Here is a 16,077-nt window from a genome sequence, read left to right on the forward strand (position 1 = left end):
AGCCCGAGAAGGCCGCGCCCGCTGGAATAGCGGACGCGGCCTTTTTGCTGCGCCGATCAGATGATCAGGCTGCTGATCGAGATCGCCGTGCCGATGAAGACCGCGCACAGCAGCAGGCCGACGGCGACGTTGCCTTTTTCGAGCTGGTCCGCGATTTTGAACTTCGGCGTCACCAGTTCGAATACGTAGTAGACGATCACGAGGCAGATCTGTCCGACCACGAACCAGATCGCCATGTACCAGATCGACGTGTTCGTGTAGGCCGAGATGCCGAGAATGATACCCGTCGCGATAAACTTGCCGCCGAGCGCGAGGCCGACAGCCACATTGCCTTTTTTGAGCTCGTCCATGTCGTTGAACGGCGTCTTGATGAAGAACACCAGCATGCCCAAGATTTGCAGCACGATGATCGCGACCAGACTGACCGCCAAATTGTATACCGTTACCCAGTCAAACCCCAAATCCTCCATCACTTGGCCCACCCCCGAAATTTCGCATATGCCAGATCGTAATCGGCAAAGTCATGCACTTCTTCCAGCACGACTTCCGTCGTCTTGACGTCTTTCAGCTTGCCGTAACGCGATTCGTCGACCGGTTGTTTGATCCGGTTGCCCGACGGCAGTTCGACCACGGCAAAATTGCGCGTCTCGCCGCCTTTTTCCGTTTTGTACACGCCGACCACGTCAACTTCCGTCGTGACGGACACTTTGAGATTTTCCAGATCGGCCTTCGCCGCGGCTTCGTCCGCATACGACTTGAGCGTCGTCCAGCCGGACAGCTGCACGTCGTTGCGTCCCTGCTCGTCGGTCCTAAGCGTCGCGCTCATCGATTGCAGCGTCCATACTTCCTGCCCGGTCGCGTAGTTATTGTCGTTCGGCAGCAGCTCGTTGTCCGGCAGCACGGTCATGTCGCTGCCGATCAGGTCGCCGACCGAACCTTCCTGAATGCGGTAGTCCCAAGGCACCGTATTTTCGCCCGGCCCGTCGTCGGCATTCGTGCTCGTCACGGAGCTGTTCGAACAGGCACCGAGCACGAGCAGCAGCAGAAGCGCCGGCAGCCAGACGAGTGTCCGCATGCGGCGGTTCCGCCCGGCCTTTTCGTTATTTCGCAGCATCTATTCCACTCCCAACGCGATAAAATGGCTGGCATTGCCGGTAATGAGTCCTCCGGCGCGGCCCAGCATGCCGCACGGAGCTCCGTCGATCACGAACATGCCCGCGAGCAGATGCAGTTCGCCTTCGGCGGTGTGCACGCGCGGCAGATCCGCTCTTTTCTGATACACGACCGGGAACAGCCCGCTCGTGTCGTAGCCGTCTTCGTCCTGCAGCTCCAGCTCGCCGGCCTGTCCGTACATGCGCACGGAGCCGCCTTCGCGGCCGAACATGGACTTCGAGACGTAATCGCCGGAAAACAACGGCTTGTTATATGTAGGCAGCATGTAGCGGGAAATGGCTTCGCGTTCTTCCTCGTCGTACAGCATGCCCAGTTCGTGCAGACCCCAGACGACGGCCATCATGCCTTTGGATTGCAGCAAAATGGCATGCGGATGATTGAACAGCTTGAGCTGTCCGCTCTCGACCGCGTAGGCCAGCGCTTCGCCTCCGTCGTCCACCGACATCCACTCTTTGGGATACAGGGCGAACATCCGGTCGATCGGCCGGCCCTGCCCGTCTTTGACCCGGCCGTCGTCGATCGTCAGTTCCAGGCAGTCGACCAGCCGCATCTCGCGGCCGCTGTGCTTGACGAGCGCCTCGATCGTGCCCGAGTCTTCGGCATGTTCGCCGTAGGCGATACACGCCGCCGTATCCGGCCGCTCGGCCGCCCAGGCCGCCCTGACCCGCTCCGCCATGCCGCCGTTCATGCTGCGCAGCCCGAGCCGCTCGCACATCCACGGCGTGGCGATCGACGACTCCACGTAGCCGGTCGGCGTGTCCGCATTAAGCTCCAGCAGCTTGATGCGAGCGCGGCCCGGCTCGCCGGGCTCGTCCGTCACGGCAAAATCGAAGCGCGCGTACCGGCTGATCTTCGCGTCTTCCGCGACCGGCGCCTGGTCGAGCATGTTCCACAGGATCGGCGGAATGCCGATCAATTCGTACAGGTCGCGGCGCCGGTGGACGTAGCGAACCGCTTTGTCGAACACGTTCCACAGTCGGACCGACGCCTGTTCCAATTCGGCGTGGACGTCCGCGCCCATGACGGCCGCCTGGTCGATCCAATACCGTTCGTCTTCGTAGTCCGCCCACGTGAAGCCCAGTTCGCGCAGTTCCTCCACGCGGGCCGCGCGGTCTTCCGACGGCGTGCCCGCGATGCGAAAGATCCCGCTCATCCGCCGAAGAAGCCGCCGGACTTCGAACCCGACGACTTGGAGCCGGACGAGCTGAGTCCGCTGGACCGGCCGCCGACGCCGCCGGAACCCGAAGACGTGGACCGCCGGGTGATTTTGCCGGTGGAATTCGACGTCTTCGGGCGCACCGTCGAACCGGTCACCGAGCGGTTCTGGAAGCTGCCGCTGTCGTACGTGCGCGGCGTGTACGGACGGGTCGAGCCCGCGTAATAGCCGCGGCGGTTGTCGTACCAGCCGCGCGACGAATAGACGCCGGCATTGTTGAACAGGAAGTGATACAGCAGCAGGTCGCTCCAGCCGAAGCCCGACCCGTATCCGCCGTAATAGTTGTTGACGACGGTCGTCCCGTCCGATCCGCCCGAAGGCGCGGTCGTCTGCTCCTGCTCCTGCAGGTCTTCTTCCGTAATCGGCAGGCTCCAGTCGACCGTCGGGTCGTAATACTGCTTGACTTCGTCCGTCGAGAACTCGACCAGCTTCGGCTCCGAAGAACCGCCGGACGCGTTCGAGGCCAGCGCTCCGCCCGGCACCAGCGCCGTATTGGCGATCAGCGCAAGACCCAGCGACGTCGACAGCACCTTGATCGGCCGGCCGAAGCCCGGTTCTTTGTCCTTGCCGGCGCTTTCGGCGGCCGGATCGGCAGATGGGCTTTCGACCTTGCCCGGCTTGTTCGACTTATTCGGCTTGTCCAACTCGCCCGTCTTGTCCGGCGATTGCGCTTGGGGTTCCGCTTTTAACGTATAGCGTTCTTTATCCGTATGATCCAACGTTCTTGTCCCTCCTTCGCAAACGTTCCGTCTGGGGTGCCCGGCTTCAGCCGTGCATCGGCACGAGCAGCAGTTCGAGCTTGCCCGTATCGACGTTCAGCCGTCCTTCGACCGCTTCGTATTCCTTGCCCTGCACGACGAGGTAATTGGCATGTTCGAGCGCCGCGACCATGTTCATGCTCCACGGACGCTCTTCGATCTGCCTCAACTCGCCCCCGACCATTTTTTCGAACAAGATCACCGCAATGTCCCTATCCATTCTCTATTCCCCTTTCTTGTCGGATTCCATTCTTCCACTTCTATTATCCGTTTATGCCCTCGTATACGCGCCTGGCACAAATGCGTTGCGAAAACTCCCGGCATCGCTCAGAACTTCCCGATATTCCCATTCAGCATACGATTTCTGTTTATTTAAGGCAATATTTACGTTGAAAATGATTGGGCATCCGTTGACGGCCGCCGCTCAGCGTCCCAAATGGAACACCGGCTTCAGCTCCCGCGATACGGGGCTGTCGTCCGGGTTCGTCTCCATAATGTCCCGCATATACGCCCACCATCTGCGGCAGACGTCGGTATCGGCCGATCGGGCCCAGCGCTCTTCGTCTTCGATCTCAAGATAGGCAAACAGCCGATCCGTCTCCGCGTCCAGAAAAATCGAGTAGCTGAGCATGCCGTGTTCGCGCAGCATGCCCTCCATCTCCGGCCACAGCTCGTCGTGCCGGCGCCGGTATTCGTCGTGATGCTCCCTGAAGACTGTCATGACCGAAGCTTTGCGTATCATGTTCGTTCCTCCCTGTACGTGAATAGGCGGCTGCCCGTCGACCTTGGCGACAGCCGGCTCGGGAAAAGTATAGCGTTTTCAAGAAATCCGGGCAAACCTGTTAGGGGAAAAAAACGGTTCCGGTTCCGGGATGCGCTTGAATGATCGAAAAAACCCGGCTCTCCATATGGAGAGCCGGGTTTTTCGGGCAGATTCGGCTGCGAGGCGGACGCGGCGGATGCCGCGCAGCGCGTACGAAGGATAGATTCGCCGCGCAACGCATATGAAGGGCCGAATTCGCAGCCTAACGAATCCTCATCCCGCTATAAGCCAATTTTTCGCCTTTTTCGCAAATTAACGAATCGTCATATCCTTATGCAGCCGCAAACGGCCATTTGGGGACGATTTGGAGCCGATAGCGTGACGACGATTCGTTAGCCGATTTAAAAAGCGGCCCGGAAGACAAATAGCGTGATAACGGTTCGTTAGCGTGATCGAGCAGGCGATCCGGCGATTCGTGATCCGCGATTCCGGCACAGACCGCAAGACCCGGAAGTCCAACGCTGCCGGGCCGGGCAAACTACCTGTCCAAGCAGACCCCGATCCCGGCTTCGTACGAGCCCGCTCGGACATCGGCCGATCGCGAGCCCGCCCGCGCAACCGCAGCTCAGCCCGCCGCGACGGTGCCGGTACGGCCGGACTGGCCGTCTTTGCGGATCTGCTTGCTGCGCAGCTGTCCGCAGGCGGCATCGATGTCGGTGCCGTGTTCCATGCGGACGGTCGCGTTGATATTGCGCTTCTTCAGGACGTCGTAGAAGCTGTTGATCGCTTCCGGCGTGCTGCGCTGGTACTGGCTGTGCTCGTCGACGGGGTTGTACGGAATCAGGTTGATGCTGGCCTGATCCTTGAACTCGTCCAGCAGGTCGGCCAGTTGGGCCGCCGTGTCGGTGCCGTCGTTGACTTCGCTCAGCAGGATGTATTCGAACATGATCCGGCGGTTCGTCGTCTTGAGGTAATAGCGGACGGCGTCCATCAGCTGCTCCAGCGGGAACGCGCGGTTGATCATCATGATCTGCGTGCGCAGGTCGTTGTTCGGCGCATGCAGCGAGATCGCCAGATGCGTCTGGGTGCCGAGATCCGCGAACGCGCGGATCTTGGACGGGATGCCGCTCGTCGAGACGGTGATGCGCTTGGCCGCGATCGCGAGTCCCTTGCGGTCTTTGACCACTTCGAGGAACTGGATCAGATGCTCGAAGTTGTCGAACGGTTCGCCGATGCCCATGACGACGATGTTGGTCACTTTCTCGTCTTGGCCGGCCGCGTCGAGGTAATGCTGCACGGTCATGATCTGCTCGACGATCTCGCCGGCGGTCAGGTCGCGGCTTTTCTTGATCAGGCCGCTCGCGCAGAAGCTGCAGCCGATATTGCAGCCGACCTGCGTCGTAACGCAGACGGACAAGCCGTACTTTTTGCGCATAAGAACGGTCTCGATCAGGCTGCCGTCGTGTAATTGCAGCAGAAATTTGACGGTGCCGTCGGAAGCTTCCTGCTTGACGAACTCCGTCATCGTGTTCAGGGCAAAGCGGTCTTTGAGCAGATCGAGACAAGCTCCGTTAACGGCCGTCATCTGATCGAAATCGCTCACTCTTGCCGTATACAGCGCCTCCCAGATGTGCGCGGCACGGGATTTTTTCTCCCCGTTTTGCGTCAGCCATCCGGACAGCGCATCCAAAGTCAGTCCATAAATGGACGGTTTGCTGTTCATGGTGGGTTACCCTCTTTTCAAAACCGGAACGGACGCTTCTTGTGCGCCGCTGCCCGGTACGTAAAATTCGGCTGTACGGCGGTAAGCCGCACAGCCGAGCGTTCGCTTTTCATTGTCCCAAATTTCGGGGTTGAACACAAGAGGCGGGGAGCGCGCTTTTGCCCGTCAGAACACTTTCTCGTCGGCGTAGCGGGCCCGAATCTCCAGAAACTCGTCCAGGTGCGCGAGAAACAGGTCGGTCAGCATCGGGTCGAAATGGCCGCCTTTTTCTTTGTGGAACAAGTCGACGATCTCGCCCAGCGGCCACGCCTTTTTGTAGACCCGGTCGCTGGCCAGCGCGTCGAACACGTCGGCGATCGCGGTAATCCGGCCGTAGAGATGGATCTCTTCGCCGCGCAGTCCGTGCGGGTAGCCGCCTCCGCTGTATTTCTCGTGGTGCTGCAGCGCGATGATCGCCGCCGTTTTGAGGATCGGCCGGGTGGAATGCTTCAGCATTTCGTACCCCGACAGCGCATGCGTCTTCATCGTGGCATATTCTTCTTCCGTCAGCTTGCCCGGCTTGTTGAGGATGGAATCGCTGATGCCGACCTTGCCGATATCGTGCATGGGACTCGCCAGCGCCAGCAGGTTCGCTTCTTCTTCCGGCAGTCCGTATTTGAGCGCGAGCAGTTTCGTGTATTCGGCGACCCGTTTGACATGAAATCCCGTCTCCTGGGAACGGGTCTCCGCGATTTCGCCCAGCGTGTAGATGATTTCCTTCTGCGTGCTCTCGATCTCGTGGCGCAGTTCCATATTCTCGAACGCCGCGTCGGTATTGGCGCAGTACGACTCCGCCAGATAGTATTCCCAGTCGATCGGCGTCCGGCAGGAATCGATAAAGATCAACCGCTCGGTGCCCGCGATACCCGGCGAATGGAAGCTGAAGCCTTCCAGCGTCAGCGAATGCCGGTTGAACGTGCGCAGCCTCGGCAGCACGTTCTCGATGTCGCGGGGCAGCGAATAGACGTCGAGGTCCGCGTATTTGCCCGCCGCGGCGAGCTTGCGCCATTTTTTGTCGTTTTTTTGCAGGATCAATCCTTCGAAAGGGTGTGGCGTCTTCAAAATCGAAGCCAGATGACGCAGCACGTCCTGCGCCAACTCTTCCATCGAACCCGCGTTCAGCACGAACGAAGAATACAGCGCCACGTGCTCCAGGCTCTTTTTCTCGTCTTCGGTCTTCTTGAAATCCCGGTAAGCGCGAAACGAGCCGACCAGCGCCGACTTGAGCTTGCCGAGGCCGCCGTCGAGTTCGCCTTTGATCCGGAAGCTGTTGATATCGTAGCCGCACATGATCTCTTCTTCCGCCGCCGCCCAGCCTTTGTCGGCCACGACGACGATCCGGACCGCCGCGTTCGAAAGCGTACCGCGCACGTAACCGACCAGGTCCAGCGGCTGCCGGTCTTGCGAAGCGTCGAGCTCCAGCAGCACGACTGCGATATCCGTCTGTTCTTCCAACAGGGGGCGGGCTTCATGGATGTTTTCAGCATGAAGAAGCCGCACAGGACGGCTTTCAAAATCAAATCCGGCCAGCAAATGCGACATCAATCCGGCTTCGTCGCGTTCGCCTCCGACCAGCAGGATTTTCCATTCGCTCTCCGTCGTAAGATTTTCCTCTCCGATTCGCAGGTATCTGTCCATTCCGTGTCTCCTCCAGCACATTGTCGATCCGGTTCTTGATCCGTCCTTCAGTTTAGATTGCGTCCTTTTCGCTTTATCGTCAACTGGGCGGGTGATTTGAAGGGAACACGGGTATAAAATGGAGAAGATTGCGATAAAAAAAGCCGGTTCAACGCCGCAAGGAGGAAAAGATGACGCAAATCCCGCTTTTTGCCGAACCCGGGCGCAAAATCGTGCTCGCCGGAGCGACCGGATTTATAGGAAGCGAACTGCAGGCCCGATACGCGAAAAAAGGATACGACGTCCGCATGATCTCGCGGCGGCCCGGCCATATCTCCTGGGACGATCCTGCCGCGATTGCCGAAGCGCTCGAAGGATCGGCGCTGCTCGTCAATCTCGCCGGACGCTCGGTCAACTGCCGCTACAATGAACGCAACAAGCGCGACATTCTGACTTCCCGCACCGACACGACGCGCCGTCTCGGGGAAGCGGTCGCCGCCTGTTCTAATCCGCCGGAACTGTGGATCAATTCCGGAACGGCCACGATCTACCGGGACGCCCGCGACCGTCCGATGACGGAAGACGGCGGCGAACTCGGCAGCGGCTTCTCCGTCGACGTCGCCAAAGCGTGGGAAGAAGCGTTGTTCGCCGCCGATACGCCGCGCACGCGCAAAGCCGTTCTGCGGATCGCCATCGTGCTCGGACGCGGCGGAGGCGTCATGACGCCGTACGCCAACCTCGTCCGCTTCGGCCTCGGCGGCCGGCAGGGTCCCGGCGATCAGCGCTTCAGTTGGGCGCATCTCGACGATATTTGCCGGATGGTCGAATTTTTGGAGCACCGCCCCGACCTGTCGGGCGTCTTCAACGCCTCGGCGCCGGAGCAGGTCACGAACGCCGAGCAGATGCGCGTCATCCGGGAAGCGTACGGCCGCAAGTTCGGCCTGCCCGCGCCGGTCTGGATGCTCCGGCTCGGCGCGGTCGCGATCCGGACCGAGACGGAACTGATGCTCAAGAGCCGCTGGGTGGCGCCGGAACGCCTGCTGCGCGAAGGGTTCGAATTCCGGTACCCGACGCTGCGCGAAGCGATGGCGGACATCGCCCGCTGAGGCGCGGCCCCCGCCTATTGCCCGCCGCGTCGGCGCATGTATTCGTCCGTAATCGCTTCAATATAAGCGGAAGCTTCGTCGTCCAGTCCGTAGGCGCGGGCCGGTTCGCCCGGCTCCGGCCGGACGAACGTCCAGTAGCGCTCAAGCAGCCGCTCGTCGCCGCCGAAAGCGCCTTCCGCGTACTCCAGCAGCGCGTGCGCCAGCTCAAGCGACTCCGGCGCGTCGGGCGGGCGGTGCAGGTTGGCGCGAACACCGCGCAGCAGCGCCGCCCACGCTTCGGCCTGCGGCCCGGTCTCGACCGGCTGCGGAAGCCGGCGCAGCTCTTCGTCGGAGAAGAAAGCCCGCCGGGCCTCGCCTTTGCGCGAAGCGTCGAAGTCGCCCAGCTGGCGCACGAAATCGGCCATGTCTTCCAGCACGACTTCGCCGTTCACTTCGATCGAGAACAGGCTGGACTCGATCAGCTTCCGCATGGCGGCAAGCTCCTCCATGCGCGACTCAATCTGCTGCGACTGCCGCAGCAGCGCGCTTTTCCATGACTGTTCGCGCGGCCCGTCGCTGCCGGCCGGCAGGTCGCCGATCGCCGACAGCTTGAATCCCATCGCTTTGAGCACGGCGATCTCCTGCAGCCGGACGAGGTCCGCCGGGCCGTACAGCCGATACCCGGAATCCGGGTGGCGTTCGGGCTTCAGCAGGCCGAGTTCTTCGTAATAATGAAGCGCGGCTACGCTGACGCCCGAACGCCGGGCCAATTCGCCGACTTTGTACGTGCGGCTGTCCATCGTCTCTCCCCCTTTTCGGTCGTGCTGCGAGCTTACCCCAACCGCCGCGCCCTGCGCAAGGCATCGCCCGGCGCTTTTTCGTTATGCCGGCGGCGCAGGCCGCCGATCACCGCGAACACCGCCGCTCCGCCGACCACGACGGTCAGGAACAGCACGAACAGGCTGCCCGTCTCCCGTTCGATTTCGACGTAGCGGACCAGTCCTTCGCCCGGTTCGGCCAAAACGGCGAACCGCGCCAGCATAAGGTACGCCAGATGAAAGCCGATGCTGCCCCCGAGTCCGCCCAGCGCGAAGCGGGCGAACTGCAGCGCCACGGCAAAGAAAAACAGCAGCACGACGTAATCGACGGTGACCGCCTGCGTGTCCATGCCGGTCGCCGCCTGCAGGGCGCGCGTCGCGAGCGGCGCCAGCACGAACAGCACCGGAGCGAGTATAAACGCGGCGGCTCGGCGCATCCGGCGGCCCAGCGCGTCGGGAATGACGCCGCGGAACACGAGTTCTTCCGGCAGCGCTTCGTACAGCAGCGCGACGCCGAGATTGAACGCCATTGCGCCCAGCAGCGGCGCCGTGAACCGAATCTCTTCCACGACGATCCAGCCGAGGCCGTGGGCGATCCCGAACCCGAGCGCCGCAAGCGCAAGCGCGATGCCGGCCGCGGCCAGGCCGGCACCGACTTCCCGCTTCCAGGCGCCGCCGCGAACGCGCAGCGGGAATTCGCCCGCCCACCGGCGGTACATCCACAGCACGGCCGGCACGACGATCAAGGCGACGATCAGCGCCTGCACCAAGCGCTGGACCGGCAGGCCGACACCCGCACGCTCCATTGCGTGATGCGCCGCGGCCGCCGCATACAAAGCCAGCACGAAGCTTCCCCAGCCGGCGGCGACCGGCGCGAGCGCTCGCGGCTTTTTTTCCCGCGGCGATAGGGTATCCGTTTTTTTACCCGATTCCGTCTCCGATTTCCTGCGCGATTTCATATCCGTTCTCCTCCTTCGGCGCGAAACGGGTGTTCCGCTTCGCCTGATCCCATCGTAAACCCTCAGGTAAACCCGAGAGTCAAGCGCAAGTCTGCGAGAAGCGGGTAATGGAACGTATGAACTCCCAAACCGAAAGCGAGGAAAATCACTTGTCGCACACTCCGAATGTTCCGTCCGAACCGTTGACGATCGTGATCGGCGCCGGCCTGGCCGGCTTGACCTGCGGATTCGAACTGGCCGAAAAAGGCAAACCCGTGCTCGTGCTGGAAGCCGCCCCGTACGTAGGAGGCCGCACCGCCAACTGGAATGAGCACGGCATGGAGGTCGAATCCGGCTTCCACAAATTCATCGGCTATTACACGCTGCTGCCCGAGCTGCTCGAACGCGCCGGCATCGAACTGAACGACATGCTCTTTTGGGAAAAAACGATGGAAGCCCGGCACCCGGAAGCCAAAGAATCCGGCGAATTCGGACTCGACGTGATCCGCGCTCCGCTCAAAACGGTACTCGGCGCGCTCGGCAACAACAGCTACCTCACGCCGGCCGACAAAGCGTCGCTGATTTCGTTTTTCGCGGCCGGGTTCAAAGATTATTTGGCCAATCCCGAAGACCTCGACGAGATTTCGCTCAAAGACTACGCCGAACGCCATCACGTGACGCAGCAGGCGCTGGACCGCATCTTGCAGCCGCTGTCGTCGGGCATCTTCTTCCTGCCGCCCGAGCAGTATTCGTCCTACGCTTTCTTCGGCCTGTTCGCCCCGGGCATTCCGCGTCTGCACAAAATGCGGATCGGCGCGTTCAGCGGCGGCATGACCGACGTCATGTGCCGGCCGCTGGCGGATGCGATCGAGCGGCTCGGCGGAACGGTGCGCACGTCGGCGCCGGTCAAGAGCCTGATCGTGGAAAAGGAGAGCGTGATCGGCGTCGAACTCGAAAACGGGGAACGGCTGCTGTCGGCGAACGTCGTCGTGGCCGCCAATATCCGCCGCTCGCAGAAGCTGCTGGCCGAACATTTCTCGGCCGTGTCGGCGTTCCAGCCGTTCTTCGAACTGGACGCCATGCCGCACGTGACGGCGCAGTTCGAACTGCAGCAGCCGCTGCTGGCGCAGGACCGGACGACGTTCGGACCCGGCACGCAGCTCGGCTCGTTCGGCGAGCAGTCCCGCACGACGTTTCGCGGCAAGGACGGGCGGACGTCGATCATCCTCGTCGATCCCGACTCGCTGGTCGACCTGCCGGAAGAAGAAGTGTGGCAGCGCACCGTCGAGAGCCTCAAAGCAATCGGGCTGAACGGCGTCGACAGCGCGATGGAATACCGCATTATCCGCGGCGACGAGAACTTCTACCGCCTGTCGCCGGGCAGCGAGAAAAAGCGGCCCAAGCAGGTCACCCCGATCCCGGGCTTGTTCCTCGCCGGCGATTATACGAAGCAGCCGTTCCTCGCGACGATGGAAGGCGCGGTTATCTCCGGCCAGCGCGCGGCGAGAGGCATTTTAAAAGCATGAACCGGCCTATTCCGAAATTTTTGACGGCAAAACGAAACCGCATTCCGTACGCCGCCGTATAGTTGGCATCAATCAAACGGAGGGTGAATATTTATGTCTTTTTTCAAAAAAATGCTAGCCAGCGTTGGAATCGGTAATGCCAAGGTGGATACGGTGCTCGACACGGCGCAGGTGCCGGTCGGCGGCGACATCTCGGGTATCGTGCATATCGAAGGCGGCCAGGTCGAGCAGCAGGTCGACCGTATCTATCTGTTCATCAAGTCGGAATATATCCGCGAGCGCGACGACCGCAAACACAGCGAGACGGTGACGATTACCAAGTTCCTGCTGACCGACCGGTTCACGCTGCGCGCCGGCGAACGCAAGCAGATCCCGTTCCGCTTCACGCTGCCGGAATACGTGCCGATCACGCTGCGCAGCTCCGGCGTGTGGGTCGAGACCGGCCTCGATATTCCGAGCGCCGCCGACGCCACCGACCGCGACGCGCTGAACGTAACGCCGAGCGACGAGATCCAGATCGCGCTGGACGCGGTCGAACTGCTGGGCTTCCGCCTGCGCGAAGTCACGAACGATTACGCGCCGCGCCTCGGCGCTCCGCTGCCGTTCGTGCAGGAATTCGAATACGTGCCGACGACCAAATTCCGCGGCCAGCTCGACGAACTGGAAGTGCTGTTCCGCCAAAATAACGGCGAGCTCGAACTGATGCTCGAAATCGACCGCCGCGCCCGCGGCCTCGGCGGATTTTTCTCCGAAGCGATGGGCACGGACGAGAGCCTCGTTCGTCTGCACCTGTCCCGCAGCGACCTGAGCCGCGGCCCGCACGCCGTCGCGGATCTGCTGGAAGACACGATTGCGCGGTACGCGCGTTAAGCCGCGTTGGCAAGTGCGCCGAACGGCAAAGGACCGCCCCCATTGGGGGCGGTCCTTTTTGCGATACGCGCTTTTGTGTGGCATACACTTTTAACGGCGTGCGCCTTGTATCGGATACGGAATTTGCGGCCCGAGCGGGGCCGGACGCGATCGGACGCGATCAGACGCGAAGTTGCAGCCGACAGGCCCGCTCAACCCCGGCGATCCAGCCGGAACGCGTCCGCGAGCAGCTCGTACATGCGCAGCTTCGCTTCGAAGTCGGGCGAGACCGTCGCCAGCATCACTTCGTCCGCTTCGTACAGATCCGCGAGCGCGATCAGCTGGCGCCGCACGCCGGCCGGATCGCCGACGACCATACGCACGCGTCCGGCCGCGATCTTGGCCTGCTGCTCCGCCGTATAGACGCGCGCAGCGATCTCCGCGAGCGAAGGCACGCGGTCCAGCCGGCCGCCTTCGCCGATATCGAGCAGATAATCGTCAAAAGCGGCGGCGAGCCGCTGCGCTTCCGCTTCGTCGCGGCCGCATACGGCAAACAGCGATACCAGCACCCGCGGGCGTTCGCTGCCCGAAGCAGGAACGAAGCGTTCGCGGTACGCTCGAACCGCTTCGCGGCCGGCCCGGCCGCGAACGAAATGGCCGAACGCCAGGCCCATGCCGTTCGCCGCGGCGATCTGCGCGCCGCCTTCGCTGGAGCCGAGCAGCCACAGCTCCGGCGGCGTCTGCGGGCGCGGCGTGACCGCGGCGCCGGCGGTGCCGCGAATATGGGCCGCCAGCCGCGCCACCTGCTCGGGATACTGCCGGAACGAGCCGCTGCGGCCGTCCAGCAGAGCGGCGGACGTCTCGGCCCGCCCTCCGGTCGAGCGCCCGACGCCAAGATCGATGCGGCCCGGGTAGAGCGAAGACAGAACGGAGAAATTCTCCGCCACCTTGAACGGACTGTGCATCGGCAGCATCACGCCGCCCGAGCCGACCCGCATCCGCCCCTGAAGCGAGGCGGCCGCGGCCGTGACGAGAATTTCGGGCGCGCTGCCCGCGAGCACCCGGTTGCCGTGATGCTCCGATACCCAATAACGGTGATAGCCCCAACGCTCCGCGCTGCGGGCCAGTTCCAACGATTCGCCGAAAGCCTGCTCCGAAGAAGAACCTTCGCGAATTTCCGAATAATCCAGAATCGACAGCTTCATCCCTGCTCCTCCTTCCGCCGTTCGGTTGAACGATCCGCGTCTTCTTCATTATAAGGCATAAGCGGAAGCGAAGCCCAAAACGGACACGGCAAAAAAGCCGGAGCTTCGTACCCCAGCTTGATTCGATAGGCGGCCCCATGCAGGGTGCACCAAACGTTCGTCCGCCAGGCCGCTTGCGCCGCCGAAACGGACAACCGCGATCCGGGTCAGATGATATTGTTAAAATCTTTCGCGCGCGCGTCCAACTGCTCCGAAGCGGCGGAAATGTCTTCGAACTCTTCCATCGCGGTGCGGATCTGCGACTGGCTCTGGACAATATTCTCCTGCGCCAGATTCGTTCCTTCGGTAATGTTCGAGACTTCCTTCGTGATGCCTTCAATGTTGCGGCGCACTTCGACGATCGACTCGCTGACGCGGCCGGCAAGCTTGCGCACTTCTTTGGCCACGATATCGAAGCCTTTGCCGTGTTCGCCGGCATGTGCCGCTTCGATCGCCGCGTTCAGCGCCAGCAGGCTCGTCTGGGAAGCGATTTCCTGAATCGTCTGAACGATGCCGCGAATCGATTCCGCCTGGCCCTGCAAGCTGGCAAGTGTCGAAATGTTTTTCTCCGAGATGTCCGAGATCCGCTCGACGCTCTTGAGCATTTCGTGGCTGCGCACGATGCCCGATTCCGCACGCAGGTTCAATCCTTCGGACATCTGCTGCAGTTCGGTCACGACTTCCTCAATGCTGTTCTGCCGGCGCGTAATGTCGGTCGCTACCTTGAACACGGCCTGCACTTTGCCGCTGCTGTCGATGACCGGCATGTACGTCGCTTCCAGCCAGAGGCGCTTGCCGTGGGCGTCCATCCGCTCGACCTTGTCCTGAAAACTCCGTCCGGACATCAGGTCGCGCCAAAACTTTTCGTACTCCGAGCTGTTCAAAAATTCCGGGAAGCAAAACTGCCGGTGTTCCATTCCCAACATCTGCTCTTCCGTGTACCCCATCGCCTGGGCAAAATTCGAATTGACGTACACGACCCGGCGCTTCATATCGAAGCGGATCAAGGCCAGACTTTTCTCCAAGGCGCTGATGACCAACTGATCCATTGCTTCTTCTCTCATTACACGAATACGATCCATAGACGATTCACCCTTTTCCGTAAATTCATTTCTAGGCTGAGGCACCAAAATTAAAAGCCCGTCAATCCAATTTTGCCCAATACTAATACGTTACTCTTTATATCGTCCGTCGGTGACTAAATATTATATTTTTCGACATTTCCCAGAGATTTTTTTTGAAATTTATTCCAGCTGGGTGGTCTTTTTGCTAATAAACCCCACGTAATCGTTTAAAATTCGGTCCAATCTCTAATTATGTCGAATTTTGTATAAACCAAAAGACCGAATCGTTGATTCGGCCTTGGTTGTGCGTATTCTTTTTCCGGTCAAATCAGTTTCGAAAACTCTTTCGCCTGCGCATCCAGTTCGCCGGAAGCGGCCGAAATATCCGCGAATTCGTCAATTGCCAGTCGAATCCCTTTTTGGCTTTTGGACACGGTGGACTGCGCCCGGCTCGTGCCCTTCGTAATGTTGTTCACTTCGCGCGTGATGCCTTCGATATTCTGCCGGACCTCGACGATCGATTCGCCGACCCGTTCGGACAGCTTCCGCACTTCCTTGGCCACGACGTCGAAGCCTTTGCCGTGCTCGCCGGCCCGCGCCGCTTCGATCGCCGCATTCAGCGCAAGCAGCCCCGTTTGCGAAGCGATCTGCTGAATCGTCTTCACGATGCCGCGAATCGATTCCGCCTGCTCCTGCAAACTTTCGAGCGTCGTCATATTCTGGCTCGACACTTCGGCGATCTCCTCGATGCTGCCGAGCAGTTCGTGGCTGCGCTGGATGCCGGCTTCCGCCCGAATGTTCAGGCCGTCCGACATCTGCTGCAGCTCGCCCATGACGGTCGAAATGGTCACGATGCGCTCGGTGATGTCCGACGCGACCTTGCACACGCCGAGCACCTGGCGATTGCTGCCGAAGACCGGCATGTACGTGGCTTGCAGCCACAGCCTTTTGCCGGCCGAAGTGATTCGCTCGACCTTGTCTTCGTACGTGCGCCCGTTGAGCAGGTCGCGCCAGAAGCGGTCGTAGTCCGAACTGTTGGCGAATTCGGGCAGGCAGAAGCGCCGATGGTCCATACCGAGCATCTCTTCCCTGGAATAGCCCAGCACCGCGGCAAAGTTCTCGTTCACGTACACGACCCGGCGGCTCACGTCAAAACGGATGATGGCCAAATTGTCTTCCAGCGCCCTGACGACGAAACTGTCGCTTACTTGTTCTTCATTCGGTCCGTTCATGAGTCCCCTGGTCCCTCCCGTCCCATATTCCA

At 61.2% G+C, this 16,077-nt stretch carries 16 protein-coding genes; 3 read left to right on the forward strand and 13 right to left on the reverse strand.

Going from position 1 to position 16,077, the window contains the following annotated elements:
• Nucleotides 1-56: 56 nt before the first annotated feature.
• The 8 genes from FFV09_RS09515 to FFV09_RS24115 all read right to left on the reverse strand — a co-directional run bounded on the left by FFV09_RS09515 (nt 57) and on the right by FFV09_RS24115 (nt 7,310).
• Nucleotides 57-470 (reverse strand): DUF350 domain-containing protein, encoded by a 414-nt coding sequence (locus tag FFV09_RS09515; protein WP_141450414.1) that lies wholly within the window; start codon nt 468-470, stop codon nt 57-59.
• On the reverse strand, nt 470-1,114 hold the full coding sequence (locus FFV09_RS09520; RefSeq protein ID WP_141447615.1) for a hypothetical protein: 645 nt from the start codon (nt 1,112-1,114) through the stop codon (nt 470-472). The genes FFV09_RS09515 and FFV09_RS09520 overlap by 1 nt, the downstream gene beginning before the upstream one ends.
• Entirely contained in the window at nt 1,115-2,326 is a 1,212-nt protein-coding gene (locus FFV09_RS09525; RefSeq protein WP_141447616.1) for a glutathionylspermidine synthase family protein, read from the reverse strand. It lies immediately after the preceding gene.
• Nucleotides 2,323-3,033 carry a hypothetical protein gene (locus tag FFV09_RS09530; RefSeq protein ID WP_425472312.1) on the reverse strand — a complete coding sequence of 237 codons (711 nt, stop codon included), beginning with the start codon at nt 3,031-3,033 and terminating at the stop codon, nt 2,323-2,325. Before FFV09_RS09530 ends, FFV09_RS09525 begins: the two co-directional genes overlap by 4 nt.
• 121 nt (nt 3,034-3,154) lie before the next feature.
• Nucleotides 3,155-3,367: a hypothetical protein gene (locus FFV09_RS09535; protein ID WP_141447617.1), complete on the reverse strand. Its 213-nt coding sequence runs from the start codon at nt 3,365-3,367 to the stop codon at nt 3,155-3,157.
• Nucleotides 3,368-3,571: 204 nt separating this feature from the next.
• Nucleotides 3,572-3,889 (reverse strand): L-rhamnose mutarotase, encoded by a 318-nt coding sequence (gene rhaM, locus FFV09_RS09540; RefSeq protein WP_141447618.1) that lies wholly within the window; start codon nt 3,887-3,889, stop codon nt 3,572-3,574.
• A 646-nt stretch (nt 3,890-4,535) separates the two neighbouring features.
• Complete coding sequence (gene rlmN / locus FFV09_RS09545; protein ID WP_141447619.1) at nt 4,536-5,633, reverse strand: dual-specificity RNA methyltransferase RlmN; 1,098 nt, start codon at nt 5,631-5,633, stop codon at nt 4,536-4,538.
• Nucleotides 5,634-5,798: 165 nt separating this feature from the next.
• Nucleotides 5,799-7,310, reverse strand: coding sequence for an HD domain-containing phosphohydrolase (locus tag FFV09_RS24115; RefSeq protein ID WP_170314984.1), 1,512 nt, complete (start codon nt 7,308-7,310; stop codon nt 5,799-5,801).
• A 170-nt stretch (nt 7,311-7,480) separates the two neighbouring features.
• On the opposite strand from FFV09_RS24115, the gene FFV09_RS09555 reads away from it, so the two are divergent.
• Nucleotides 7,481-8,395, forward strand: a complete 915-nt coding sequence (locus FFV09_RS09555) for a TIGR01777 family oxidoreductase (RefSeq protein ID WP_141447621.1) — start codon at nt 7,481-7,483, stop codon at nt 8,393-8,395.
• 14 nt (nt 8,396-8,409) lie between these two features.
• Here the strand turns inward: FFV09_RS09555 and FFV09_RS09560 are convergent, their stop codons facing one another.
• Nucleotides 8,410-9,174: a MerR family transcriptional regulator gene (locus tag FFV09_RS09560; RefSeq protein ID WP_141447622.1), complete on the reverse strand. Its 765-nt coding sequence runs from the start codon at nt 9,172-9,174 to the stop codon at nt 8,410-8,412.
• A gap of 32 nt (nt 9,175-9,206) precedes the next feature.
• Entirely contained in the window at nt 9,207-10,151 is a 945-nt protein-coding gene (locus FFV09_RS09565; protein WP_141447623.1) for a CPBP family intramembrane glutamic endopeptidase, read from the reverse strand.
• Between the two features lie 107 nt (nt 10,152-10,258).
• Between FFV09_RS09565 and FFV09_RS09570 the strand changes: the two genes are divergently transcribed.
• Entirely contained in the window at nt 10,259-11,656 is a 1,398-nt protein-coding gene (locus FFV09_RS09570) for a hydroxysqualene dehydroxylase (protein WP_246098515.1), read from the forward strand.
• Between the two features lie 93 nt (nt 11,657-11,749).
• Nucleotides 11,750-12,526, forward strand: a complete 777-nt coding sequence (locus FFV09_RS09575; protein ID WP_141447624.1) for a sporulation protein — start codon at nt 11,750-11,752, stop codon at nt 12,524-12,526.
• Between the two features lie 191 nt (nt 12,527-12,717).
• Here FFV09_RS09575 and FFV09_RS09580 read toward each other — a convergent pair whose 3' ends face one another.
• The 3 genes from FFV09_RS09580 to FFV09_RS09590 form a co-directional block, all read right to left on the reverse strand.
• Complete coding sequence (locus FFV09_RS09580; RefSeq protein ID WP_141447625.1) at nt 12,718-13,710, reverse strand: LLM class flavin-dependent oxidoreductase; 993 nt, start codon at nt 13,708-13,710, stop codon at nt 12,718-12,720.
• 206 nt (nt 13,711-13,916) lie between these two features.
• Nucleotides 13,917-14,798, reverse strand: a complete 882-nt coding sequence (locus FFV09_RS09585) for a methyl-accepting chemotaxis protein (protein ID WP_246098516.1) — start codon at nt 14,796-14,798, stop codon at nt 13,917-13,919.
• A 338-nt stretch (nt 14,799-15,136) separates the two neighbouring features.
• Nucleotides 15,137-16,045, reverse strand: a complete 909-nt coding sequence (locus FFV09_RS09590) for a methyl-accepting chemotaxis protein (RefSeq protein WP_141447627.1) — start codon at nt 16,043-16,045, stop codon at nt 15,137-15,139.
• Nucleotides 16,046-16,077: the final 32 nt, after the last annotated feature.

It is taken from the genome of Saccharibacillus brassicae, assembly GCF_006542275.1.
GTDB lineage: Bacteria > Bacillota > Bacilli > Paenibacillales > Paenibacillaceae > Saccharibacillus > Saccharibacillus brassicae.

Bases quoted from the DNA above. Each gene is read 5' to 3' on its own strand.
- rhaM (WP_141447618.1), bottom strand. From the start codon at position 3,889: ATGATACGCAAAGCTTCGGTCATGACAGTCTTCAGGGAGCATCACGAC.
- FFV09_RS09585 (WP_246098516.1), bottom strand. From the start codon at position 14,798: ATGGATCAGTTGGTCATCAGCGCCTTGGAGAAAAGTCTGGCCTTGATC.
- rlmN (WP_141447619.1), bottom strand. From the start codon at position 5,633: ATGAACAGCAAACCGTCCATTTATGGACTGACTTTGGATGCGCTGTCC.
- FFV09_RS09555 (WP_141447621.1), top strand. From the start codon at position 7,481: ATGACGCAAATCCCGCTTTTTGCCGAACCCGGGCGCAAAATCGTGCTC.
- FFV09_RS09525 (WP_141447616.1), bottom strand. From the start codon at position 2,326: ATGAGCGGGATCTTTCGCATCGCGGGCACGCCGTCGGAAGACCGCGCG.
- FFV09_RS09560 (WP_141447622.1), bottom strand. From the start codon at position 9,174: ATGGACAGCCGCACGTACAAAGTCGGCGAATTGGCCCGGCGTTCGGGC.
- FFV09_RS09590 (WP_141447627.1), bottom strand. From the start codon at position 16,045: ATGAACGGACCGAATGAAGAACAAGTAAGCGACAGTTTCGTCGTCAGG.
- FFV09_RS09520 (WP_141447615.1), bottom strand. From the start codon at position 1,114: ATGCTGCGAAATAACGAAAAGGCCGGGCGGAACCGCCGCATGCGGACA.
- FFV09_RS09535 (WP_141447617.1), bottom strand. From the start codon at position 3,367: ATGGATAGGGACATTGCGGTGATCTTGTTCGAAAAAATGGTCGGGGGC.
- FFV09_RS24115 (WP_170314984.1), bottom strand. From the start codon at position 7,310: ATGGACAGATACCTGCGAATCGGAGAGGAAAATCTTACGACGGAGAGC.
- FFV09_RS09580 (WP_141447625.1), bottom strand. From the start codon at position 13,710: ATGAAGCTGTCGATTCTGGATTATTCGGAAATTCGCGAAGGTTCTTCT.
- FFV09_RS09570 (WP_246098515.1), top strand. From the start codon at position 10,259: ATGGAACGTATGAACTCCCAAACCGAAAGCGAGGAAAATCACTTGTCG.
- FFV09_RS09515 (WP_141450414.1), bottom strand. From the start codon at position 470: ATGGAGGATTTGGGGTTTGACTGGGTAACGGTATACAATTTGGCGGTC.
- FFV09_RS09575 (WP_141447624.1), top strand. From the start codon at position 11,750: ATGTCTTTTTTCAAAAAAATGCTAGCCAGCGTTGGAATCGGTAATGCC.
- FFV09_RS09565 (WP_141447623.1), bottom strand. From the start codon at position 10,151: ATGAAATCGCGCAGGAAATCGGAGACGGAATCGGGTAAAAAAACGGAT.